The organism is Pseudomonas brassicacearum, assembly GCF_003732175.1.
Classification (GTDB): Bacteria; Pseudomonadota; Gammaproteobacteria; order Pseudomonadales; family Pseudomonadaceae; genus Aquipseudomonas; species Aquipseudomonas brassicacearum_G.
The window spans coordinates 2885-26344 of record NZ_MOBI01000006.1 but is presented as its reverse complement, the minus strand read 5'-3'; the positions used below and the strand labels follow the sequence as shown (position 1 = coordinate 26344).

Annotated in this window: 18 protein-coding genes; 5 read left to right on the top strand and 13 right to left on the bottom strand. The window is 60.9% G+C overall.

Annotation, left to right across the window (positions count from 1 at the left end; genetic code table 11):
- Positions 1–4: 4 nt before the first annotated feature.
- Positions 5–850 (bottom strand): sulfotransferase family protein, encoded by an 846-nt coding sequence (locus BK658_RS05510; protein ID WP_123581417.1) that lies wholly within the window; start codon positions 848–850, stop codon positions 5–7.
- Between the two features lie 296 nt (positions 851–1146).
- Entirely contained in the window at positions 1147–2739 is a 1593-nt protein-coding gene (locus tag BK658_RS05505) for a glycosyltransferase family 39 protein (RefSeq protein WP_123581416.1), read from the bottom strand.
- A 172-nt stretch (positions 2740–2911) separates the two neighbouring features.
- Between BK658_RS05505 and BK658_RS05500 the strand changes: the two genes are divergently transcribed.
- Both BK658_RS05500 and BK658_RS05495 read left to right on the top strand, forming a co-directional pair.
- Complete coding sequence (locus BK658_RS05500) at positions 2912–3532, top strand: phage tail protein (protein WP_123581415.1); 621 nt, start codon at positions 2912–2914, stop codon at positions 3530–3532.
- 52 nt (positions 3533–3584) lie between these two features.
- Entirely contained in the window at positions 3585–3896 is a 312-nt protein-coding gene (locus tag BK658_RS05495; protein WP_123581414.1) for a DUF6916 family protein, read from the top strand.
- Here BK658_RS05495 and BK658_RS05490 read toward each other — a convergent pair.
- From BK658_RS05490 to BK658_RS05475, 4 genes are read right to left on the bottom strand one after another with little or no spacing between them, the layout of a single operon-like run.
- Positions 3889–4404 (bottom strand): GNAT family N-acetyltransferase, encoded by a 516-nt coding sequence (locus BK658_RS05490; RefSeq protein ID WP_123581413.1) that lies wholly within the window; start codon positions 4402–4404, stop codon positions 3889–3891. The two genes, BK658_RS05495 and BK658_RS05490, sit on opposite strands and share 8 nt — an antisense overlap.
- A gap of 16 nt (positions 4405–4420) precedes the next feature.
- A complete protein-coding gene (locus tag BK658_RS05485) occupies positions 4421–6517 on the bottom strand; it encodes a site-2 protease family protein (protein WP_123581412.1) in 2097 nt (698 codons plus the stop codon).
- Positions 6518–7837, bottom strand: coding sequence for an efflux RND transporter periplasmic adaptor subunit (locus BK658_RS05480; RefSeq protein WP_123581411.1), 1320 nt, complete (start codon positions 7835–7837; stop codon positions 6518–6520).
- On the bottom strand, positions 7834–8616 hold the full coding sequence (locus BK658_RS05475; RefSeq protein ID WP_123581410.1) for an efflux RND transporter periplasmic adaptor subunit: 783 nt from the start codon (positions 8614–8616) through the stop codon (positions 7834–7836). Before BK658_RS05475 ends, BK658_RS05480 begins: the two co-directional genes overlap by 4 nt.
- Positions 8617–8779: 163 nt before the next feature.
- Between BK658_RS05475 and BK658_RS05470 the strand changes: the two genes are divergently transcribed.
- Complete coding sequence (locus BK658_RS05470; RefSeq protein WP_123581409.1) at positions 8780–10951, top strand: PA5441 family protein; 2172 nt, start codon at positions 8780–8782, stop codon at positions 10949–10951.
- Between the two features lie 3 nt (positions 10952–10954).
- Entirely contained in the window at positions 10955–11704 is a 750-nt protein-coding gene (locus BK658_RS05465; protein ID WP_123581408.1) for a DUF3142 domain-containing protein, read from the top strand.
- Here the strand turns inward: BK658_RS05465 and BK658_RS05460 are convergent.
- The 7 genes from BK658_RS05460 to BK658_RS05430 all read right to left on the bottom strand — a co-directional run bounded on the left by BK658_RS05460 (position 11673) and on the right by BK658_RS05430 (position 20595).
- A complete protein-coding gene (locus tag BK658_RS05460; protein ID WP_123581407.1) occupies positions 11673–12539 on the bottom strand; it encodes an ABC transporter permease in 867 nt (288 codons plus the stop codon). The two genes, BK658_RS05465 and BK658_RS05460, sit on opposite strands and share 32 nt — an antisense overlap.
- A gap of 19 nt (positions 12540–12558) precedes the next feature.
- Entirely contained in the window at positions 12559–13419 is an 861-nt protein-coding gene (locus BK658_RS05455) for an ABC transporter ATP-binding protein (protein WP_123581406.1), read from the bottom strand.
- A 5-nt stretch (positions 13420–13424) separates the two neighbouring features.
- Positions 13425–14450 carry an ABC transporter substrate-binding protein gene (locus BK658_RS05450; protein ID WP_123581405.1) on the bottom strand — a complete coding sequence of 342 codons (1026 nt, stop codon included), beginning with the start codon at positions 14448–14450 and terminating at the stop codon, positions 13425–13427.
- A 26-nt stretch (positions 14451–14476) separates the two neighbouring features.
- Positions 14477–15373: a TauD/TfdA dioxygenase family protein gene (locus BK658_RS05445; RefSeq protein WP_123581404.1), complete on the bottom strand. Its 897-nt coding sequence runs from the start codon at positions 15371–15373 to the stop codon at positions 14477–14479.
- Positions 15374–15691: 318 nt separating this feature from the next.
- Positions 15692–17059: an HlyD family type I secretion periplasmic adaptor subunit gene (locus BK658_RS05440; protein ID WP_123581403.1), complete on the bottom strand. Its 1368-nt coding sequence runs from the start codon at positions 17057–17059 to the stop codon at positions 15692–15694.
- The gene (locus BK658_RS05435) at positions 17049–19205 is read right to left on the bottom strand and encodes a type I secretion system permease/ATPase (protein ID WP_123581402.1); all 2157 of its coding nucleotides are present in this window, start codon (positions 19203–19205) and stop codon (positions 17049–17051) included. The genes BK658_RS05440 and BK658_RS05435 overlap by 11 nt, the downstream gene beginning before the upstream one ends.
- A gap of 37 nt (positions 19206–19242) precedes the next feature.
- Entirely contained in the window at positions 19243–20595 is a 1353-nt protein-coding gene (locus BK658_RS05430; RefSeq protein ID WP_123581401.1) for a TolC family outer membrane protein, read from the bottom strand.
- Positions 20596–20950: 355 nt separating this feature from the next.
- On the opposite strand from BK658_RS05430, the gene BK658_RS30280 reads away from it, so the two are divergent.
- On the top strand, positions 20951–23460 hold a 2510-nt coding region (locus tag BK658_RS30280; protein WP_259740052.1), incomplete at its 3' end, for a retention module-containing protein.

The following is a 23460-nucleotide window of genomic DNA, read 5'->3' as shown; positions in this document are numbered from 1 at the left end:
GCGATCAACTGATCGCGGCGTCGGCTTTCATACGAATGACATTGGCAGCGCTGGCAGAGCCATCGAGCCAGAAGGACAGTTCAGCGTATTGCGCAAACAGGTCCGGCGGCAGAATGGTGCGCCGTGACTCCAGGGAAACCCTGGGCTTGACCTTGTGCAACCCCGCCACCCCAAGCGCCTGATCGAATTCCGGCGCATCGTAGGCCAGGTGATTGAAGTCATGTTCGAACCAGGGTTCGCCGATGAAATCGTAGATCAGCCGCATGACCCGCTCGGGGGCCTGGGTCAGCAGATCGTAATCGACGATCAGCAACGATTCGGCGTGCTCGCCGTAATAGGCCTCCTTGAGTGCGGCCCAGGCAAACCCCACCAGGCGATTGCGCTGCGCCAGCGTTTCGCAACGGCTGTATACCGTGTTGCGCTCGACCGCATCGCCGAACAGTTTGGTATTTTCGAAAGGATTGGCGCGATACAGCCGTTCAAGGCTGTCCATGACCCAGGCGACATTGCGCACGCAGGCGATGACCTTGGCCTGGGGAAACAGATCGTTAAGCGCCGGAAGCCTTGAGCTCCATTGGCGATTGGTGTCGAAGACGATCTGTTTATCAGCCTGGTCGGCGTAGAAGGAGTCAAACAGACCGCGAAGCAAGCGCCGCCGCAACGGAGTGTCGATCACCGCGCCGAACTCGCTGCCGGCACTGCACTGCTCGAGAACGCCGCTGAACAGGGCTCCGACCGGGCTGGTCATACCGGCGTGAAAACACGGGTTCTGCAACAGGATCGCAGACAGCAGGGTCGAGCCTGAGCGTGGTAAGCCGGAGATAAAGTGGAACTTCTGCAATCCCTTCACCGTAGTCGTCAGTCCTTTGTAGAACAGAGCGTAGCCTACGAATTTGGATCCAACTAGTGGTGTTTTGATATCAAATCGGAGCAAAAACCCTTCTAAAGGTGTGGTTGTAACGAAAGCGGACAGAGTGGAACGTTTAAGCTGATAACTGACTTGCAGATACCGTCGTTTGAAGCCTGAACGTCAAAAGATCGTCCGAACGCGGCCCGAACCTTCGGCAGCTCCGCGGTTCAGGCGCAGCCTGCGATCTTTTGATTTTCCGATTTGCGGGTAACTGACGTTCTTCGTCGTACTACACGTTATTTTTTAGGGCTGTTGATGACAAACAACCGCGCCCGCGCATTGCCGGCGACTTTTTCACTGATCTTCTGCCAATCGGCAGGCAATGGTGCGAACTCATCCGGTTGGTCAGCGGTGCTGAACAACCACACACGATGCGCTCCGGGCGGCAGATCGGTGAGCCGATCGAGGTAAATCTTGTCGGCAGCCTCCTCTACCAGCGTACCGAAACCGTAGGCATTCGGCCGACTGGACGTGCCATTGGCCAAGGGCGGAGTAAAGAGCCGTGGCTGGACGACGGTGCGATCGTAGTAGACATACGGCATGTACCAGAGCAGATCGCTGATGACGACCTGATCACCTGGCTCGTAATGCTGATTGATGAACTCCACCGTCACATTGAGCTGGTCATTTGGATCGGCCGTCGCGTTGTTTTTCAGGCCCACCCCTTCAGTGCCGATAAACAGCACGAGAAATGCCAGGGCCAGCACCCGAGCCCCTTTTTTCAGGCCATCGACGCTCAGGGCCATGATCAATGGCAACCCCAGCGCGAAGGCCGTCACGTAGCGTTCGATAAACACCGGTGAAATGAACGACACCAGGAAAACCAGCACCAGCGGCACCACCGCGTAAATCGCCAGCAAGGCACTCCAGCGGTAGACGCTACGATCACGCAGCACCGTCAACACGATCACGGCCAGCAACAGCACCGGCAGTGCAAAAAACACCGACCTGGGCAGGAAGTCGTCATCGCTCTGGATCATGAAGGTCCAGACCATGGACGGCAGGGAGCTGAGGTTGACCGGATCCTCCCAACCCACATCGCCGCTGGCCTTGAGTTCCGGCATGTGCTGAACCAGGCTCAGCAGCTGCGGGACCCACGGCAGGAACAGCAGCACGATCGCCGCGTTGGTCAGCCACCAGCCCGGGCGGTTGATATGCCGCAACCGCTCGCCTGGCTGAACCCGCAGCACCAGCAGGTACAACCAATGGGCAATCACGCACAGGGCCGTAAAGTAATGGGTGTAAAACGCGGCAGCCATCAGCAGTGCATAGATCACCAGATACCGTGCGCGCTGGGGCTGTTTGACCCAATACACCAGTGCAATCGTCGCACCCAGCAGCAACACGCCCAGCAGCGAATACATCCGCACTTCCTGGCTGTAACGCACCGCCGAGGGGAATAGCGCCAGCAACAACCCGGCCAGCAACGCCACCCGCGGGTTGGCGATCAACCGTACTAACCAGACGCCCATTGCCACCGTGGCGATCCCCGGCAGCGCACTCAGGCCGCGGATCGAGAGCATGCTGTCGCCAAACAGCTCGATCCAGCCGTGCAGCACCATGAAGTAGAGCGGTGGGTGCACATCACGGGCCGCGTGGAACCAGATCCCGGCCAGATCGTACTGGCTCATCAGCAGGCTGGAGCCTTCATCGCCCCAAATCGCCGCGGCTGTCAGGTCGTAAAACCGCACGAACGCCGCCAACAGCAAAATTGGCCAGATCCCGTAATCGGTCAGCCATTGAAACAGACGCGCCGAGGCCGCCAGCCGAGTGCGCGCAGCACACGCATCAGGCTTGCCGGCAAGCTCTGTTTCTCTTCGGTATTCCATCTGTCCCCCTGGGTGATTGAAAAGGCCCTATAAGGCTTGGACCTTGAATTGGGTGTGGATGCTGCCCCATTCCCTGCACGCACGCAATGTAGCGGCATTCGTCTCAGCGGCTACGCTGATCGGTGGTCGGTGGACAAGCCGGCTTCCTCCAAAAAACACAGGGATAACAACCATGGAAGTGTTTACCGGAACCATCCAGACCTTCGCTTTCAACTATCCGCCCAGCGGCTGGGCGCTGTGCAACGGGCAAACCATGCAAGTCGGCCAGTTCCAGGCACTGTTCGCCTTGCTCGGTACCAATTATGGCGGCAACGGCACGACAAACTTCATGCTGCCGGACCTGCGCGGGCGCCTGCCCCTGTGTCAGGGGTTGGGCTTGAACCTCACCCCTCGGGTGATCGGCACCTCCTCCGGCGCCGAACAAACTGCGGTCAAAGTGAGCAACCTGCCAATCCACACTCCCACAGCGACCGCCGTCGGCACCCCTAACCTGAACGCCACTACGACCGTCAACCTGGCCAGTGTTGCCGCCACTCCCCTGAGCGTGCCATCAACGACTAATGCCTTTCTCGGTGCCTCCGGCGGCGGCCCGGGCCTGGCCAACATCTACTCCACCGCACAGGGCACTGCGCCCGTGCCGCTGCAAGGCGTCAGCACCAGCGTTGCCGGCACAGTCAACGTCGCCGTCACCGTAGCGCCCATCGGTGGTGGCGTGCCCATGGACACGATGAACCCCTTCCTGGTGTTGAATTTCAGCCTGTGCCTCAACGGCCTTTTCCCGTCTCGCAACTGAACATGCCGCCGGGGCCCAAGGCTCCGGCTCTTTACTTTTCTGGAGCCAGGCCATGCAGCAACAGGTCAACAGCAATCATTTTCGACAGCTATTGGAAACACCCACCAGGCTGTACCTGGAGGATGGCAGCGAGCTGTCCGTGATCATCGAATCGGTAGAGGACGCGCCCAGGGCACGCTTGTCAGAGAGCAGCCGAATGCCTTTTGGCGTGACCTTGAGCAGCCCGGATCTCACCTCGTTCGTCGATGGTCACTGTGCTATCGACTTGCCTGAGCTGGGTCGTACCGAAGGCATATTTGTATCGCGCACACCGGCGTCGGGGCGCGATGCAAGCCGGGCGTATTTCTACATCACCTTCAACTGACCAGAACCTGCGGCTGACCGGGATACCAGACCAGGCGTTCGGCCGCCGGATTTTGCTCCTCGACCAAAAACCCCAGCGCCAGATAATGCTGGCGCGCATGGGGGTTGCTGGCCCAGACCACCGTGCTCACCGGGCAGCGCACCTGTTCGGCAGCTTTTTGCACGCCTTGCAGCACCGTACGGCCATAGCCCTTGCCTCGGGCCGCTGGAATGAACGCCAGGTACAGGACGCGAATTTCGTTGCTGCCAAACTCGGCGGTCAAGGCGCCAATCGGGGTGTCGAGTTTCTCGACCACATAGTGCATCGCGTTGGGGAAGCGCTCCCCGGTCCCCAGCTCCTGCACCCGAAACTGCTGGGCGATGACCTCCTCGACCAACTCGCGTTCGCCGTCGATCCATTGCAGATCGGGGCGCGCCGCATGATAGAGGCTTTCCAGAAACGGCCCATCGGTTGCCCGTGAAGGGCGCACCACCAGACCCTCTGCGGCATTGGCATTGTTGTTCAGCATCGTGATGCTCCTTGCGCTAAAAACCACTCTCCCTCACGCCCAACGCCGCCAATCGACGCCAGGCGGTTCCCAGCAACGACTCACTGCGACCCTGCAACACCACCAGGCCCCGCAATGGCTGCACCGGGGTGACAATGCTCTCGAGGACTTTGAGCCGCACCGCGTATTGCGCTTGCACAGGCTCGGCGCGCTGGCTCTGATCACGGCGCACGGCGATCGGCCCGTGGTGGTCGGAGGTCAGCGCTTCCTGATCGACAACCGCCGCACCGTTGGTGTCGATTTCAGTCAACTCGACCGCCACCGCCGGGTGCATCGGGTCCTCGGCGATAAACCGTCCCGTCGCACCGGGCGCAACCCGCCACAGCTCGGCTTCGGCCAGATAACCGCGCAGCCGCGCCCCCTCTTCGACAACCCGGGCCAGCGTCTCCTTGGGCGACAACCAGCGGCCAACGGCCAGTTGCGGCAGCAGATCGCGCACCTGACCGGCCTGGGGCGCCCGCAGCAACAGACGCTCGCGCTGCGCCGCCAAACCGCGATACTCGGCCACCGCCTCCGCCAACCGCTGTTCAACGATGCCCGCATCGGCGGCGGTTTCGCTGCGTCCGGCCTGACGTCGCATCTGCAATTGCTGGATCTCGATTTCCCGGCGCGCGATGGCCTGACGCGAGTCCAGGTCCGGCGACTCCAGCTCAATCAACACATCGCCCTGGGCGACGATCTGTCCGTCGCGGACATTCAGCTGTTTGACCCGGGCCGCCACCGGCGCATGCAAGGCACTGACACGGCCAGCCTCCAGCATGCTCGGCAGTTCCACCGCGCTACGCCACGGCAGCACCAACACGGCTATCACCGCCAACAACCCCAAACCACTGAGCAACGCCCGCGGCGCATGGGCCTGTTCGCGGCGGTTCCACCATTCGCGCCATTCACGCGCAATTGGCAAGAAGATGAACCACACCAGCTCAACCATCATCAGGAAGATCCCCAACAATTTGAAGAACAGGTGATACACCGCCAGCGCAATCCCGAAAAACAGCACTGCGCGCCACAGCCACGAGCCGTATCCCCACCACAGCAAACGCCGCTGCATCGACGGCGACCAAGGCTCGGGGGCCGGCGCGCCGTAACCGAACAGCGCCTCGCGCAATCGCCAACGACATAAGGCAAATGCCCGGCCCTGAAGGTTGTCCACTTCCCAGAAGTCGCTGAGCAAAAAATAACCATCGAAACGCATGAACGGGTTCAGGTTGACCGCAAGCGTAGTGAGCCAGGTCGCGCTGGCGAGCATGAACGCCGCCGTCCGCGCCGGCCCGTCCGGCAACAGTGACCAGGCGAGCAAGGCGATACACGCCAGCAACAACTCGGCGAGCACCCCGCCCGCGCCGATCAGCAACCGCGCGCGCCGATCATTCACCCGCCAGGCGTCGCTGACATCGGTGTAGAACATCGGCAGCAGCACCATGAACGCCACCCCCATGCTCTGCACCCGACAGCCAGCGCGCTTGGCCATGAAGGCGTGGCCGAATTCATGACAGAGCTTGGCGAAGAACAACGCGACCCCGAACGCCAACGCACCGCCGAGGCTGAACAAGTGCGGGAAGGTCGCGATGAAGCGCTGCCAGTCTCGCGACACCAGAAATATCCCCAGACCCAGGGTCAGCGGCAAACCATAGCGCAGCGCACCGGGGCCAAAACGCGCGAGCCATGGCCAGGCGCGATTGAGGAAAGCGTCGGGGCGCCACAGTGGAACCCGGAAGAACAGGTATTGATGCAGCAAGATCTGCCAGACACTCTGACGTTGCGCCGCGGCCTTGATGCCATAACTGGCGCGCTGTTGCGGGTCGAGGGCGGAAATCAGGTCGTGGGCCCGCAAAAAACTCAGCAACTGCTCAAGCTCCGTGACGTCCAGCGGCAAGCCCGGTTCGCGATTCGCGGCGCGCAGTACTTGCTCGGGATCGCCCAAAGACCAATGACGCAGCAAGCGCATGGCGGCTGCACCAAGTTTGAAGTAGCGCCCGCGTAGCGGGTCGGCCAAGGTCCAGCGCGGCGACCCGTCCAGCGCCGGGGCGGCCATCTGCAACTGTAAATCGGCACGCAGGCTCGGCAATGTCATCTAGAGACCTACGCTTTGGCGCAAACCGGCCAGCGGCTTGCGCAACAGGTACAGCGCCAGCGGCGCGCGATCCCCGAAGATTTTCGCCGTACCGCGCAAGCCGATACGCGGCGGCGCGGCCTCGAAACTGGCGTCAAGCCGATACGCCAACTGGCCACCGGCCGTCGGTTGCGCTTCATAGGCCGAGCGTTCAAGCCTGGCCGAATGGCGTTGCAACGGATCGCTGTCGAGAAACAGCGCCACCTGCGCGCCGGGCTCCAGTGCAATGGCATCGCCAACAGCCAGCTCAATACGCAACTCCGCCTGGCTCGGGTCAGCGATTTCCATCAGCCGCTCGCCGGTCTGCACCGGTTTGCCGGTCCAGCGTTCGGCGTCGGCGAACACCGCAATGCCGTCGCGCTCGGCACGCACTTCGCTGCGTTTGAGCAGTTCACGGGCGTAATCGCGTTCGGCACGCTTCTGCTCGACGCGTGCGGCCAGCAAATCAATTTTCGAACTCGATTCGGCGTCGGCAAAGGCGCGCTGGGCATTGGCCTTGAGCTCGGCTTCCGCCACGCCCAAGGCACGGTTGGCGACATCGGCCTGGGCTTTGAGTGTGGTGCCTTCGAAGCGCAGCAACAGGTCGCCGGTCTTCACGCTCTGATTGGGTTTGACCAGGAACTCGGCGATCACCCCGTCCAACGGTGCCGCCACCACCCGACCGCCGAGTGGCACGACTTCGGCAGGCGCCAGCACCGACTGGCGTACCGGGATCAACAAGCCCAGCACCAGCACCGCTGCCAAGGCGACCTGGCGTCTGCGGGTCCAGCGCAAGCGCCACGGTTGACGCGGTTGCAACGCCAGCCAGGCGTGACTGTAAGTGTCGCCCAGTTGCGACAACAGCACTTGCTCGGACGGGTTCCACGGCACATCGCGGGCCAGCCACAAACCGCCGAATACCTGGCCCTGGCGATCAATCAACGGCAGCCAGAACACCTGTGCGGCAGAAAGACTTTGCCAGTCGGCCTGAATCGGGCCGCTTAACACAGTAGCCGGTATAACCCGCGCCTGTTTTACCAGCTCGAGCTTGAACAACTGCGCCACCGCTTGCTCGACGAACGCTACAAACGGCGCATTCGGCTCCACGGCACTAACGCCGGTGATCGCCCGCACCTTGCCGGCGATCAACAGCGCCGCGTGACGAAAGCCGAACAAGGATTGACCGTCGTTGGCCAAACTGTAAGCCAGCTGTTCGGTAGTGCGTGCGGCGCGGGTCTGGCGCTCCAGCTCCAGAAAGCGCGCGAAGACCTGTTCGGCGCCACCGGTGACGGGCGCGTTCATTTGAGCTCCGCGAAGCGCGCCGTGCCACTCATCCCGGCCAGCAAGCCGCTGGCGTTGGGCACCGTTGCGACCAGCAGCAAGGTCTGGCTGCCTTCGTCGATTCGCGCGCCAAGGCGTTTTACCGTGGCATCGAGCGGTTGGCCGGTTTCATCAGGAATGAAGCTGAAGGTCTGCCCGGGCTTGAGCTTGCTCATCCAGCGCGAGGGCACCAGCAGGTGGATTTCCAGGCTGCGGTTGTCGACGATGTCCAACAGCGGCGCACCGGCGGCGACGCTTTCATAACGCTGAACCTTGCGTTCGACGACCTGGCCGTCAAACGGCGCGACGACGCTGCAGCGTTTGACCTGAACCTGATAAACCTGAGATTGCGCCTGGATTTCGCTGAGTTTGGCTTCGGCTCGCGCCACTTCGAAACGCCCGACCGAGTTCAACGAAGCGAGTTGTTTGTTGTGGGCCAGCTCTTCGCCGGCACCCCGGCTGGCAGCCTGTGCGGCGTTGAGCTGCGCCTGAAAGGCCGAGCAGTCGAAACGTGCCAGGGTGTCACCCTTTTTGAAGGACTCGCCTTCACTGAACGGCAACTCGACCACTCTGCCGGGCAGTTCGCTGGCAAGCACCGCTTGATCGCGAGCGCGCAACACACCGCGGGCTTCGCTGCTGGTTGTGGAGTGACTGCCTGCGGTGCTGCTTTCCAGCAGCGGATCGTCTGGCACGGGCGTTTGCGCCTGTGCCACGCCTGCCAGCCCGATCAAACCTAAAGCCAAACCACGAAAGCGCTGCATAGCTGTGTCTCCCTGACAGATGGTCGGAGTCTAAGACAGCTTCGACCAGCGTCAAGCAATTAGCCATCACTGCCCGAAATTGCGGCTTGGCACTGCTAAATTTAGATCAGCACGCGGTATGATCGCGGCCTCGATTTCAGCGTTTGCGGATTAAGGACAATTCATGCGTATCGGTCTTCTGTCGCCCCTCGTTCTGGCACTTGCCACAACCTGTGCACTCCCGGCCCACGCCAGCTACGATCAGGACGCCTGTACGCCTGAACTGTCGCTCAGCGGTGACGGCCACTGCAATAACGTGCCGCTCCTCAACCCCGGTAACGACAGTCGCGCCAATTTGCGCTTGTTGCTCTCGGATCAGGGCGCACTGGCGCTGAACCCGGCACCGCTGAGTGATTTCGAGCGTGAGGCCGGCTACGGCCCGGTGCCGTTCGACCTTGCACGTCTCGACTCACCGTCAGCTCCTGCGCCGACGCCAGCCCCTGAAACGGCCCCGGTTTCAGTACTCGATGAGCCGTTGCGCCAACTCGGTATCAGCCGTGAAGCCTCGACCATTGCCGGCAATCAGTTCATCGAAGGCGAAGGCAGCCGCTGCCGCAGCAACAGTGAAGAGAGCGCCTCCGCGTTCCTTACGCAACTGCTGAAAACCACTCAGCTGCCCGCCGAAGAACGCCAACGCCTGGCGCAAAGCCGCCTCCAGATGCTCGCCGCTTGCAGTTGGGAAGCCGATCAGCTGGACAGCCTGCTACCCGCCGCTTCAGTTACCTCGGAACCGGGTAAAGCTTTTCTCACGTACCTGCGTGGCGCAGCCCAGTTCTATGGCGGCCAATTCGCCGAGGCCACGCAAACCTTCGCCAGCCTGAACAACAGTGATCAGCCTTGGCTCAAGGAAACCGCGCTGTACATGGCGCCGCGCATTGCGCTCAATGCGGCCCAGCAAAACGCTTTCGACGAGATGGGCCTGCCGACGCTCGAGCATGTGGATAACGTCAACCTGCAATTGGCCGAAACCGGTTTCGACAGCTATCTGAAAACTTATCCACAGGGCGAGTACAGCGCGTCGGCCAAAGGCCTGATCCGCCGCGTGCACTGGCTGGCCGGCGAGGATCAGAAACTAGCCGATGACTACGCCTGGCAACTCACCCAGGCCAATGATGCCCAGCGCAACAAAACCCTGCCGGAACTGGTGGAAGAGGTCGACAGCAAACTGCTGACCCAGCCCGACAATGGCATTCAGGCGCCGCTGCTGCTGGCGGTCAAAGACTTGCTGAGCATCGGCACCTACCAGACGCCTTTCAACCTCAAGGCGCTGCAAACGCAGAAAGCCTCGTTCGCCCAGCAACCGGCGCTCTACGACTACCTGCAAGCCGCGGTGTTGGTGTACCTCGAGAAAAATCCCGAGCAGGCACTGAACGTCCTCCCGAGCAGCGTCCCGGACAAACTCGACTACCTGGCCTTCAGCCAACAAATGCTGCGCGGCATTGCCCTGCATGAGCAGCACAAATGGCCGGAAGCCGAAGCGCTGTGGCTGGCGTTGCTGGGCAAGATCAAACAGCCGTTGCAGCGTGAGCAGGTCGAACTGGCGCTGGCCTTCAACTACGAACTCAGCCAACGGCTGGGCAAAGTATTCGCCGCCGACTCACCGATCAAGACACCCGCCGTGCGTTATCGCCTGCAACGGCTGGTGGCCGACGCGCCGCTGCTGCGTCAGCAAATCAGCCAGGGCGCAGACGCCACCGAGCGCAACAGCGCGCTGTTCGTGCTGCTCTACAAAGAGTTGCTGCGCAGTCAGTACGCCGAGTTTGCCGAAGACTTCAAACAACTGCCGGCCGAGCCGTCAACGGACAAACTTGGCGTCAGCATTGGCTATTTCTACAGCACCGGTCAGCCGCTGACGATGTTCCGCTGGCAGGGCGACAAGGCTGAATCGGGTTACCACTGCCCGAGCATCGCCGAGATTGCCGCGACCCTGCAGGCGGACGGCAAGAACCCCAAAGGCCTGAACTGCCTGGGTGAGTTCATCCTGCGCAATGACCTGGACAGTTCACCGCTGGAAGCCAAACCCAACAAGTCCGAACTCGGTGCCACAGGGTCGGCGTTCAAAGGCGAAATCTACTCTCGGCACACTGGCTATCGCCAGGTCATCGACAACGCCAAAGCACCGAAAGAAGATCGCGCTTACGCATTGTTCCGCGCCATCAACTGCTATGCGCCCTCGGGCAACAACAGCTGCGGCGGCAAAGACGTCGAACCCGCTGTACGCAAGGCCTGGTTCCGCCAGTTGAAAAGCGCTTTTGCCGACACCCAGTGGGGCAAGTCGCTGCAGTACTACTGGTAAGCCATGAAAGATTTTCTGCAAGGCCTGGCGCTGCTCGCACTGTTGGTCAGCGCCCCGGCCCTTGCGGTCGTCGACGCCGGCGAGTACGACGCTTTTTGGCTGTGGAGCGGGGTCAACACGCAACCGGTGCTGGCCCAGGCCAAAACCCTGTACGTCCTGCAAGGGCAGATCAGCGAATCCCGTCGCACACCACAGCGCGGCGTGCGCTTCATTGCCCAAGGCATCGCCATCCCGCGCCTGACCCAGGGCGAAGTCTGGGTCACCTACCGCGCCCACACCCTGCGCTGGCCAGAGCCGGTCTATCAGCAATTGCTGGGGCAGGTGCAACGCTGGCAGCAAGCGGGTAACCCGGTGGTCGGCATCCAGATCGACTTCGACGCCCGCACCCGCTACCTCGACGAATACGTCAGCTTCCTCAAAGACCTGCGCCAACGCCTGCCCGCCCAGTATCGCCTGAGCATCACCGGCCTGATGGACTGGAGCAGCCACGCCGATCCGCAGGTGATCAGCCAACTCAAAGGCGTGGTCGACGAAGTGGTGGTGCAAACCTACCAGGGCCGCCACAGCATCCCCAACTACGCCGCCTACCTGCCAAGGCTGAACAGGCTCGGCCTGGCGTTCAAGGTCGGGCTGATTCAGGGCGGCGAATGGGAGGAGCCGGGGTATTTGAAGGACAGCGAGTGGTTTCGCGGATATGTGGTGTTTTTGCAGAACCAGAAGCCTAGCGCTGCATCCCCCAGCGCTTCACCGTGATTCGCTCCAGGGTGTCGAACACCAGGTTCTCCACCAGCAAACCGATGAGGATCACCACCGCCAACCCGGCGAAAACCTTGTCGGTGTACAACTCGTTGCGGTTCTGGAAGATGTACCAGCCCAGGCCACCCTTGCCGCTGGTGGCGCCGAACACCAGCTCGGCGGCGATCAGCGTGCGCCAGGCGAAGGCCCAGCCGATTTTCAGCCCGGCAAGGATCGACGGCAGCGCGGCGGGAATCAGGATGAACAGCACAAACCGGATGCCCTTCAGGCCGTAGTTGCGACCGGCCATGCGCAAGGTTTCCGAGACCCCGAGAAATCCTGCATAAGTATTCAGGGCCAGTGCCCAGAGCACCGAATGCACCAGCACGAAAATCAGGCTGTTCTGTCCCAACCCGAACCACAGCAGTGCCAACGGCAACAAGGCAATCGCCGGCAATGGGTTGAACATCGAGGTCAGGGTGCTCAGCAGATCGCGGCCGAACTGGGTCGACACGGCCAGCGTGGTCAAGGCAAACGCCAGGACGATACCGATCAGATACCCCTTGAGCAGCACCACCAGCGAAATCCCGACCTTGCCCAACAACTCTCCGCTGAGCAACCCGTCGTACAGCGCATGGCTGGTTTGCAGGAAGCTCGGCAGCAACAGGTCATTGTCTTGATAGCGGGCGACGACTTCCCAGAGCACCGCCAGCAGAATCAGGATCAGGCTTTTACGCAACCAGCCCTGCTGCCAGAGGCGCTGGCCAAGGGGCAATTCGCGCTCCAGCGCAACGCTCAGCAGGGGTTGCAACTCAACTTCATATTCTTGTCGCGCAGGTGATGAATGGCTCATCGGGCACTCCTCCAGCCGCTCAATAAGCGATGCGGATATCGTTGAAATCCAGTTCGAGTTCGCTCTCGGCAGACTGGCCTTCATCGAACAACAACCGATGAATGCGTCGTGCCGACTGCTGAAACGCCACGCCGCCAAGGCTGTGCAAATCGTATTGATGGCTGTGGATCTCCGCCCGCACCCGACCGGGATGAGGCGACAGCAACAGGATCCGGTTACCCACCACCAGCGCCTCTTCAATGGAGTGGGTGACGAACAACAGGGTGAAACGCACCTCCTCCCACAGCAGCAATAATTCTTCCTGCATCTTGCGTCGGGTCAACGCGTCGAGCGCGGCGAATGGCTCATCCATCAGCAAGATTTTCGGCTGCATGGCCAAGGCCCGGGCAATCGCCACCCGCGCCTTCATGCCACCGGACAGGGTGTGTGGATAAGCGTCGGCAAACGCCGTCAGCCCAACCTTGTCGAGGTAGTGCAACGCCCGCTCTTCAGCCTCGCGACGCTTGAGGGTTTTCGAGGCCAGCAGCGGGAACATCACATTCTGTTTGACGGTTTTCCACGGCGGCAGTTGATCGAACTCCTGAAACACCACAATCCGGTCGGGCCCCGGCGCACTGACCGCCTGCCCTTGCAGGCGGATCTGCCCTTCACTGGGCGCAATGAACCCTGCAACGGCCTTGAGCAAGGTCGACTTGCCGCAGCCGGAGGGGCCGAGCAACACAAAACGATCGGCGGGATCGACCTCGAAGCTGACCTGATGCGTTGCCCGCACCACCCGTTGCGGCGTGCGGTATTCGAGGCTGACGTTATCGACCGCGAGCAACACCTGTGTGCTGGCGATCAGGTTGCTGGCCGCGTGGCCTTGCAAGGGGGCATTCATGGCAATCAGCTCCCTTGCAGCGGTTTGGCGTCCTGGAAGAAGTAGTCCTTCCACGAGTCCGGTTTGTTCTTGATCGCGCCGACGCGGTAGAGGAACTCGGCCAGCGGGTAAGTATTTTTCGGTGTGACGCTGAATTCGAACTGCGGGTTGTCGATGATTTTCAGCAACGCGGCGCGGTCGATTTTCGCTTTGGTCACCCGCAGGTAAGTGTCCGCCGCTGCGCCCTTGTCGTTCTGGGCGAACTCGGCAGCTTCGGTCAGGGCTTCGACGAAGGCCTTGTAGGTTTTCGGGTTCTCGTTGCGAAACTTCTCGGTGGCGAACAGCACGGTCGGCGAGTTCGGGCCCAGCAGGTCATAGGTGTTAAGCACGACATGGACGTTAGGGTTTTCCAGCGCCTGATCCTGGAACGGCGGATTGGAGAAGTGCCCGGTCAGTTCGGTGCCGCCAGCGATCAACGCAGCCGTCGCGTCCGGGTGCGGGACGGCGAGGGTGTATTTGTCGAGGCGATGGAATTCCTTGTCGCCCCACTGCTTGGCGGCCGCGTACTGGAGGAATCGCGACTGCACGGAAACCCCGACCGCCGGCACCGCGATACGGTCCTTCTCGGTGAAGTCCGCGATGGTTTTGACCTTCGGATTGTTGCTCACCAGGTAGTACGGGAAGTTGCCCAGCGAGGCGACCGCTTTGACGTTCTGCTTTCCGTGAGTGCGGTCCCAGATGGTCAGCAACGGGCCAACGCCAGCACCCGCGATGTCGATGGACCCTGAGAGCAACGCATCGTTGACGGCCGCGCCGCCGGAGAGCTGAGTCCAGTCGACCTTGATGTCGATGCCCTCTTCCTTGCCGTGCTTCTCGATCAGGTTCTGGTCGCGGACCACATTGAGCAGCAGGTAAACGATACCGAACTGCTCGGCGATACGGATTTCGCCTTCGGCGTGCGCCACAGTCGGTGCGACCAGACTGCCGGCGAGCAGGCTGAAACCCAGACCGATGGCGGCGGCCAGCGGCGCGAATGGAATACGTTTGGACATGGCAGGTATCTCCGAAATGCGGCCGATCAGAAAGGCGCGTCGCCCTGGATGGTGGTGCGATAAAGCTTGCGGCGCAGATGGCTCGGGCAACCGGCCGCCAGGTGAATCAGCGAGCGGTTGTCCCAGAACACCAGGTCGTGAGGCTGCCACTGATGGCGGTAGATGTTTTCCGGCAACACGCTGTGGGCGTAGAGCTCGGCCAGCAGTTGCCAGCTTTCGTTTTCCGGTAAACCGACAATGCGGGTGGTGAAGCCTTCGCTGACGAACAGCGCCTTGCGGCCGTTTTCCGGGTGAGTGCGAACCACCGGATGCACCACTTCGTTGACCTGAGCGAGTTGCTCCGGGGTCAAGGTCGGGCGCCAGTTGCCTTCGAATTTGCTCTCGCTGTAACGCGCGGTATAGGAGTGCGCGGCTGAGCGTCCTTCGACCGCTTTGCGCAACGCTTCGGGCAGGGTGTCCCAGGCTTTGTGCTGATCGGCGAACAGCGTGTCGCCACCTTCGGATGGCAGCTCCTGAGCGTGGAGCATCGAACCCAGGCTCGGCAGTTCTTTATAGGACAGGTCGGAGTGCCAGAATTTGCCGGCGTCACCGAGACCGATGGCCTGGCCGTTTTCGATGATGTTGGAAACGATGAGGATTTCCGGGTTATTGGCCAGCAGAAACTGCTTGAGCACATGGATCTGCAGCACGCCGAAACGGCGGCTGAAGGCGATCTGTTGTTCGGGGCTGATGCGCTGGTTTCGGAACACCACGACATGATGATCCAGATGCGCGCGGTGGATGCGTGCGAAGTCCTGGTCGTTGACCGGCAAGGCGAGGTTCAGGCCAATGATTTCGGCACCGACGGCGCCGCTGAACGGGCGGATCTCGAACGATTGCGGCGCAAGGGTCGCGGCGCTGGGCAAAACGGACAGTAAAGACATACATTACTCCCACGCAGAGCACGCCCAATGGCGTGCGCGTCGATCAGAAACTCACGGAGGTCCCGTGTGGGTTCATTTCGTGCGGCACGCCGATTGGTCGGTGGGTACGCAGGGGTTTGACTTTATAGATATAAGAACACGAATTTAAATACCGTTAGCGAATAACGATATGGCTTTTGAGATGCGGTTCTACTGAGGCCGTCATCGCGAGCAGGCTCGCTCCCACAAGGGATCGGCTGCGCGCACAAAATATGTGCCTGGCGCGATCCAGTGTGGGAGCGAGCCTGCTCGCGATGGGGCCATCAGCCCTGCCAGAGACTAACGCTCGTGCAACGCCTCTGCCCGTGCCTTGATGATCGGCTTGAGCAGATAGCTGAGGATGGTCTTCTTGCCGGTGATGATGTCCACCGAGGCGACCATGCCCGGAATGATCAGCAAGGGTTTCTCATCGGTGCCCAGGTGGCTGCGGTCAGTGCGCAGCTTGATCATGTAGTAGGTGGTTTTCTTGTCTTCGTCAGTAATGGTGTCGGCGCCGATCTGCTCCAGCTTGGCTTTCAGGCCGCCATAGATGGTGTAGTCATAGGCCGTGAACTTGACGATGGCTTCCTGGCCCGGGTGCAAAAACGCGATGTCTTGCGGACGGATCTTCGCCTCCACCAGCAGGGTATCGTCCAGCGGCACGATTTCGACCATGTCACTGCCGGGCTGGATCACACCACCGATGGTGTTGACCAACAGCTGCTTGACGATACCGCGCACCGGCGAGGTCACCAGCGTCCGGCTGACTCGGTCTTCCAGAGCCTTACCGGTCGCCTTCGCCTTGTTCAGGTCGGTACGGGCCTCGTTGAGCTGAGTCAGCGCCTCACTGCGGAACTTGCCACGGGTCTCGTCGATCTTGCGCTGCACTTCCTTGATCGCCGACTCGGCACGCGGAATCGCCAGGGTGGTGGCGTCCAGTTGACCACGGGTTTCGACTTCAGCGCGCTTGAGTCGCAGCACTTCCACCGGTGACACCGCGCCCTGAGCCACCAGTGGCTCCGACATGTTGATTTCCTGACGTTGCAACGCCAGACCGCTGCGGTACTGCGCCTGTTTGGAGGTGAATTCGCGCAACTCTTGCTGGCGCTGGATCAGCTGTTCCTGCAATCCGCCGATTTCGTCATGCAGTTGCTGACGACGGCTCTCATAGAGTGATTTTTCGCTGGCGGCCTGACCGGGTACAGCTTTCATCGCATCCTCAGGAAAGCTCAGCGGGCGGTCGTCGACTTCCGCGCTCAAGCGTTCCACGCGCAGCAACATGGACAAACGGTCGGCTTCGGTTTCGCCGACGTTGGACTGAAAGCGCGTGTCATCCAGACGAATCAACGGCGCACCGGCTTCGACGATTTGCCCTTCGCGAACGAAGAGTTCAGCGACGATACCGCCCTCCAGGTTCTGGACTTTCTGAAGCTTGGAGGACGGAATCGCCTTGCCATCGCCTTTGGTGACCTCATCGATCACCGCAAAGTTGGCCCACAACAGCAGGAACAGAAAGAAGCCGATGATGGCCCAGATGGTCAAGCGGACCACCCGCGGGGCGTCTTCGATCAGCGCCTTGTTCACCTCGGGCAAGGGTTGGCCTTGCAGCGATTCAGAGCCTTTGAAGTAGCGGCGGATCGAGTCGCGCATTCCGGACTTAAGCAACACTGATCTGCCCCTTCTTCAACGCTTCCATCACCGAGGCTTTTGGACCGTCGGCCAGTATTTGCCCGCGATCGATCACCAGCAACCGATCGACCAGCGACAGCAATGAAGCCCGGTGCGTCACCAGCACCACGGTCTTGTTCTCTACGACGGCTTGCAGGCGTTGTTTCAAGCGTTCTTCACCGGTGTTATCCATAGCGCTGGTCGGTTCGTCGAGCAGCAGGATCGGCGGATTGAGCAGCAGGGCACGGGCCAGGGCCACGTTCTGACGCTGACCGCCGGAGAGGTTTTGCCCGCGTTCACCGACTTGCAACTCGTAACCTTGCGGGTGCAAACGGGCGAATTCATGCACGCCGGCCAGTTCAGCAGCCTGCAGAACAAGTTCGTCTTCCATATAGCGGGCGCCGGACACCAGGTTGTCGCGCAACGTACCGGAGAGTAACTGGATGTCCTGCGGTACATAGCCGATGTTATGGCGCAGTTCGCTGACGTCGATCTGCCGAATATCCACGCCATCCACCAGCAACGCACCATCGTCCGGCTGATACAGGCCGACCAGCAGTTTGGCCAGCGAGCTCTTGCCCGAGCCGCTGCGGCCGATGATGCCGATCTTTTCACCCGGTTTGATGATCAGGTTGATGTTCTTCAGCGCCGGATTCTGCTGACCCGGGTAGGTGAAACTCAACTGACGGCACTCGATGCCACCCTGCAGGACTTTGCGGCTCAGCGGGCGCTCTTCGAAGTTGCGCTCTTGCGGCAACTCCATCATCTGGTCGACCGAGGTCATGGTGACCCGCGCCTGCTGATAACGGGTCAGCAGACCGGACAACGACGCCAGCGGGCTGAGGGCCCGACCGCTGAGCATGTAGCAGGCGATCAGGCCGCCCATGCTGAGGTTGCCGGCAATGATCTGGTAAACCCCGAAGACGATCATGATCACCCCGGCCAGTTGCTGGATCAGCAAGGTGATGTTCATCGCCAGGCCGGAGAGCATTTTCACCCGCAGCTCGAGGCGGCTGAGGGTGCCGATAGTCTGCTCCCACTGGTACTGGCGCTCGCTTTCAGCGTTGTTGACCTTCACCGCATCCAGCCCGGCGAGGGTTTCGATCAGGCTCGACTGGCGCTCGGCCCCCAGCGCCATGGTTCGCTCCATGGTCGCCACTAGCGGCTTCTGCAACGCGTAGCCGATCAGCAGGGCAATCGGGAACGCCAACACCGGAATCCACACCAGGTGCCCGCCCAGCAGGGCGATCACCAGGAAAATCAGCAAGGTGAACGGCAGGTCGATCAGGCTGGTCAGGGTCAGCGAAGCGAGGAAGTCGCGCAGGCTCTGAAACTCGTGGATGTTCTGGGCAAAGCTGCCGACCCGCGCCGGGCGGTACTTCATGGCCATGCCGACGATCCGCTCGAACAGCGTCGCGGAGATGATCAGGTCGGTTTTTTTGCCGGCCAGGTCCAGGCACAGACTGCGCAGGCTTTTAAGGACCAGGTCGAACAGGTAAGCCCCGGTGATGCCGAGAGCCAGCACCCAAAGGGTCGCTTCGGCCTGGTTCGGTACCACGCGGTCGTAGACGTTCATCACGAACAGCGGCGCGGCCATGGCGATGATGTTGATCAGGAAACTGGCAGCGATGGCGTCGGCGTACAACCAGCGCGAACGCTTGAGGGTGTCGCGGAACCAGGAGCGCGCACGCGGGATCAGCGTGCCGTGGTTCACATCGAATTTATGTTGAGGCTGGGCGAAAAAGGCTTGCCCGGTGTAATCGTCAGCCAGCAGTTCGCGGCTGACGTGAACTTCACCGCCATCACTTTCACTGAGCAGCAGACGCGCCTGGTCATCGCCGAGCCAGCCCAGCAGCACGGCACTGCGACCGTCCTTGAGCAGCAACAGCGCCGGCATGGCAATCGCCGGAATTTGCGCCAGCTTGCGTTGCAGCACCCGCCCTTGCAGGCCGGCGCGGGCCGCCGCACGCGGGAGCAACTCGACGCTCAGGCGCTGTTTGGGCAATGGCAGACCGGTGGTCAGCATTGCCGCGCTCGCAGGTTTCTGGTGCAGCGTACAGAGGGCTAGCAGGCCATCCAGTAACGGATCGTCGTGCAACGCGCGTGGATCATGACGGAGATGAACTCGACTGGCTTCTGATTCCACGCTTGGCACTCTTGGCTAACGACTAAAAAGGATCTGCTCAATTCATGCCGGGGAGTTGGACCTTGGGCTTCACATCGCTCGACACGACGGAGGCCATCGGTGCAACCACTCCCTGACTTTTGAGCAATTCGCCCATGGTCGCCTTGATTCGATATTGAGTAAATAACTGAATGTTTTTGATTTCCGCCAGACGACGGGAAGCGGTAAACAGTTCGTTCTCGCTGTCGAGCAAGTCGAGCAAAGTACGTTGACCCAAGCTGAATTGCTGCTGATACGCGGTGCGTACGGCACTGCTGCGATCGACATATTGCTGAGCGATCGGCACTTGGGCGTTGGCGTTGTTCAGGGCATTCCAGGCCAGGCCCAACTCTTCGTTCAACACGCGCAAGGCGTTGTTGCGGATATCCAGCGCCTGGTTCGACAGATAAGACTTCGATTCCAGATCAGCTTTGTTGCTGCCGCCGGAATACAGGTTGAAGCGCATGCGCAGCATGGCCTGCCATTCATTGTTATGACCGGCCATACCATCCAGATTATTGTCGGCGGTGCGGCCCAGTTCGGCATCGAAACGTGGGTAGAACGTCGACTTGGCGGCATCGTACTGCTTCTCGGCCGCGGCAATATCGGACTCGGCGGAACGCAGTACCGGGCTGTTTTCGAGCATTTGCTGGCGGGCTTCATTCAGATTCGCCGGCAGCAGCGCAAGGAAAGGGGCCGGACGCTCCAGCTGATCGGGCATCTGACCCACTGCGCTGAGGAAGTTCGTCTCGGCGTCCGCAAGATTGGTCTGCTCGGTGATCAGGTTGTTGCGGGCCTGGGCCATACGCGCTTCGGCCTGATCGAGGTCAGCACCGCTGCCCACGCCACGCGAGGTGCGCAGTTTGATCTGGTCAAAAATCCGTTCGTGGCTCTTCAGGTTCTCTTCGGCCAAGCGCACGAACTCGCGACGGGTCAGTACGTCGAGGTAAACTTGGGCCACGGTCAGCGCAGTACGCTCGGACGTCCCCAGCAACGAGTAGGCACGGGAGTTGACGGTGGCTTGTTGACGCCCCACTTCGCTGGATGTCGCAAAGCCGTCAAACACCATTTGCTGCAAGCGCACGCTCGACTCGCCGCGGTTCAAGGTTTCCCAATGATTGTTGCCGGTGCCAGCACGCGTAGTCGGGTTGTCAGTGCCTTCACGACCATACCCTCCAAGCAGATCGACCTTTGGCAGGTAGCCGCCCTGAGCAGCTCTGAGCTGATAGTCCGCGGAAAGGCGACTGTTCACGCCAGCCTGAATTTCCGGGTGGACATCCAGTGCTTGTTGCATGGCTTGGGGCAGGGTTTGGGCTTGTACAAAACTGGCGGCAAGGACAAAGGGTAGAGCCTTGAACAGGTGTGAGCGCATATAAGAATTTCCCAGGACTTCTTGTCTCAAATCACAGCAGATCGCAGTGCTGCGACGGAAAAATGGCAACCGGAATGACCGTATGTCGGAAAGTTAAAAATCAGAACTGGGTCACACACTGCCGGCAGGTCGCCACATAAATATCAATGTGACATTACTGGGACGATTGTTTAGGATGGCACCCAGAAGGTCAATAGTTTGGCATAAAGTTAATAGCAAAAAAAATCAGCCAAATTATTGACGAGTTAGCGTCAAGTTAATGCGCCCCACTTTGAAAGTACGTCCAGACTGAATTGGCAGACAGCCTCTTCAGGTCTATGGAAGCCTACTGAACGGAACACCTGGAGAGTCCTCAATGAGCAGTGTTGTTGCCATCGTCAAAAGCATTGTTGGTCAAGTTTTCGCGGTGTCCCCGGAGGGCATCAGACGTGTGCTGATTGAGGGTGACCGATTGTTCACGGGCGACCAGCTCGATACCGGTCCGACGGGCGCGGTGACGCTTGAACTGGCCGACGGCCGCACGTTGGACCTGGGTCGCGATACCCAGTGGAGCGGCAGCGCTCCGGACTCCAGCACTGACCTGGCACAAGCCACCGCGCAAGCCGCGCCCTCGGTAGCAGAACTGCAACAAGCCATCCTCGCGGGCGCCGACCCGACCACTGATATCGAAGCCGCCGCCGCAGGCCCGACTGCAACAGGCACGGGTGGTGCTGCCGGCGGAGGCCACAGCTTCGTGGCACTGGACGAAACAGCGGCCCGCGTAGCCCCGACCATTGGTTTCCCGACCGCAGGCATTGGCGCGAGTACTTCCGCCGCCGACGTCACTACGGGTGGCCAGAACACCAATAACGGCACCAACGTGCTGGTTGGCTCGACCCTGAGCCTCAGTGCTACATCGACCATCACCGAAGCCGGCGGCGTGCTGGTTTACACCGCGAACGTCACGCGGGCGCCGTTGACTGACCTGAGCATCACCCTGTCCAATGGCTCGGTCATCGTCATCCCGGCCGGCCAGGTCAGTGGTAGCGTCAATGTTCCGCTGGCACCGAATGACAGTGTCTACAACGACCCGCACCAGATCACCGTCAATGTCACCGGCACCACCGGTGGTGGCGGCCTGGTGCTGACCGTCGATCCGACGCCCGCCGTCACACAGGTCACTGACACGATTGATACCACCACCGTCACCCTGACGGCAGGCTCGACCATCACCGAAGGCGGTCAGATCACCTACACCGCAACCTTGACCAACCCGGCGCAAACGCCGGTCACCGTGACCCTGTCCAACGGCTCGACCATCACCATCGAAGCCGGCAAAACCACCGGTACGGTGAACGTCGACACCCCGGCGAACGATGTTTACAAAAACGGCAGCACGGTCAGCACCACCATCACCGGGGCTACCGGTGGCAACTTCGAAAACCTGGTGCCAAGCACCACGCCAGCCGTTACCACGATTACCGATTCGATCGACAATACCGGGTTGAGCCTGACGGCGACCGGTTCGGTTACTGAAGGCGGTCAGATCACCTACACCGCGACGCTGAGCAATCCGGCTGGCACACCGATGAGCGTGACCCTGTCGAACGGTGCCGTGATCAACATCGAAGCCGGTAAAACCACCGGCAGCGTGGTCGTCGATACCCCGGCCAATGACGTTTATAAAAACGGCAGCACCGTCAGCACCACCATCGAAAGCACCACCGGCGGCAACTTCGAGCAGCTGACCCCGAGCACGACTCCGGTCGTTACGACGATCACCGATTCGATCGATAACACCGGCCTGAGCCTGACTGCCACTGGCAATGTCACCGAAGGCGGCCAGATCACTTACACCGCGACGCTGACCAACCCGGCCGGCACGCCGATGACCGTCACGCTCAGCAATGGCGCAGTCATCAACATCGAGGCCGGTAAAACCAGCGGTTCCGTCGTGGTCGACACCCCGGCCAACGACGTCTACAAAAACGGCAGCACCGTCAGCACCACCATCGAAAGCACCACTGGCGGCAACTTCGAGCAGCTGACCCCGAGCACGACGCCGGCGGTCACCACGATCACCGACTCGATCGACAACACCGGCCTGTCCCTGGCGGCAACCGGTTCGGTCACCGAAGGCGGGCAGATTACCTACACCGCGACGCTGACCAACCCGGCTGGCACCGCGATGAGCGTGACCTTGTCGAATGGTGCAGTGATCAACATCGAGGCCGGCAAGACCAGCGGTTCCGTCGTGGTCGACACCCCGGCGAATGACGTTTACAAAAATGGCAGCACGGTCAGCACCACCATTGAAAGCACCACTGGCGGCAACTTCGAGCAACTGACCCCGAGCACGACTCCGGCCGTTACGACGATTACCGACTCGATCGATAACACCGGCCTGACGCTCACTGCCAACAACACGATTACCGAAGGCGGTCAGATCACCTACACCGCCACCCTGAGCAATCCCGCTGGCACACCGATGACTGTCACGCTGTCGAATGGCGCCGTGATCAATATCGAGGCCGGCAAGACTTCCGGCTCCGTAGTAGTCGACACCCCGGCCAACGACGTTTACAAGAACGGCAGCACCGTCAGCACCACCATCGAAAGCACCACTGGCGGCAATTTCGAGCAGTTGACCCCGAGCACGACGCCGGCCGTTACCACCATCACCGATTCGATCGACAATACCGGCCTGTCCCTGGCGGCGACCGGTTCGGTTACTGAAGGCGGTCAGATCACCTACACCGCGACCCTGAGCAATCCGGCTGGCACCGCGATGAGTGTGACCTTGTCGAACGGCGCGGTGATCAACATCGAGGCCGGCAAAACCAGCGGTTCCGTGGTGGTCGACACCCCGGCCAACGACGTCTACAA

Coding starts and splice junctions, on each gene's coding strand:
- BK658_RS05505 (WP_123581416.1), bottom strand. CDS start 2,739: ATGGAATACCGAAGAGAAACAGAGCTTGCCGGCAAGCCTGATGCGTGT.
- BK658_RS05500 (WP_123581415.1), top strand. CDS start 2,912: ATGGAAGTGTTTACCGGAACCATCCAGACCTTCGCTTTCAACTATCCG.
- BK658_RS05495 (WP_123581414.1), top strand. CDS start 3,585: ATGCAGCAACAGGTCAACAGCAATCATTTTCGACAGCTATTGGAAACA.
- BK658_RS05490 (WP_123581413.1), bottom strand. CDS start 4,404: ATGCTGAACAACAATGCCAATGCCGCAGAGGGTCTGGTGGTGCGCCCT.
- BK658_RS05485 (WP_123581412.1), bottom strand. CDS start 6,517: ATGACATTGCCGAGCCTGCGTGCCGATTTACAGTTGCAGATGGCCGCC.
- BK658_RS05480 (WP_123581411.1), bottom strand. CDS start 7,837: ATGAACGCGCCCGTCACCGGTGGCGCCGAACAGGTCTTCGCGCGCTTT.
- BK658_RS05475 (WP_123581410.1), bottom strand. CDS start 8,616: ATGCAGCGCTTTCGTGGTTTGGCTTTAGGTTTGATCGGGCTGGCAGGC.
- BK658_RS05470 (WP_123581409.1), top strand. CDS start 8,780: ATGCGTATCGGTCTTCTGTCGCCCCTCGTTCTGGCACTTGCCACAACC.
- BK658_RS05465 (WP_123581408.1), top strand. CDS start 10,955: ATGAAAGATTTTCTGCAAGGCCTGGCGCTGCTCGCACTGTTGGTCAGC.
- BK658_RS05460 (WP_123581407.1), bottom strand. CDS start 12,539: ATGAGCCATTCATCACCTGCGCGACAAGAATATGAAGTTGAGTTGCAA.
- BK658_RS05455 (WP_123581406.1), bottom strand. CDS start 13,419: ATGAATGCCCCCTTGCAAGGCCACGCGGCCAGCAACCTGATCGCCAGC.
- BK658_RS05450 (WP_123581405.1), bottom strand. CDS start 14,450: ATGTCCAAACGTATTCCATTCGCGCCGCTGGCCGCCGCCATCGGTCTG.
- BK658_RS05445 (WP_123581404.1), bottom strand. CDS start 15,373: ATGTCTTTACTGTCCGTTTTGCCCAGCGCCGCGACCCTTGCGCCGCAA.
- BK658_RS05430 (WP_123581401.1), bottom strand. CDS start 20,595: ATGCGCTCACACCTGTTCAAGGCTCTACCCTTTGTCCTTGCCGCCAGT.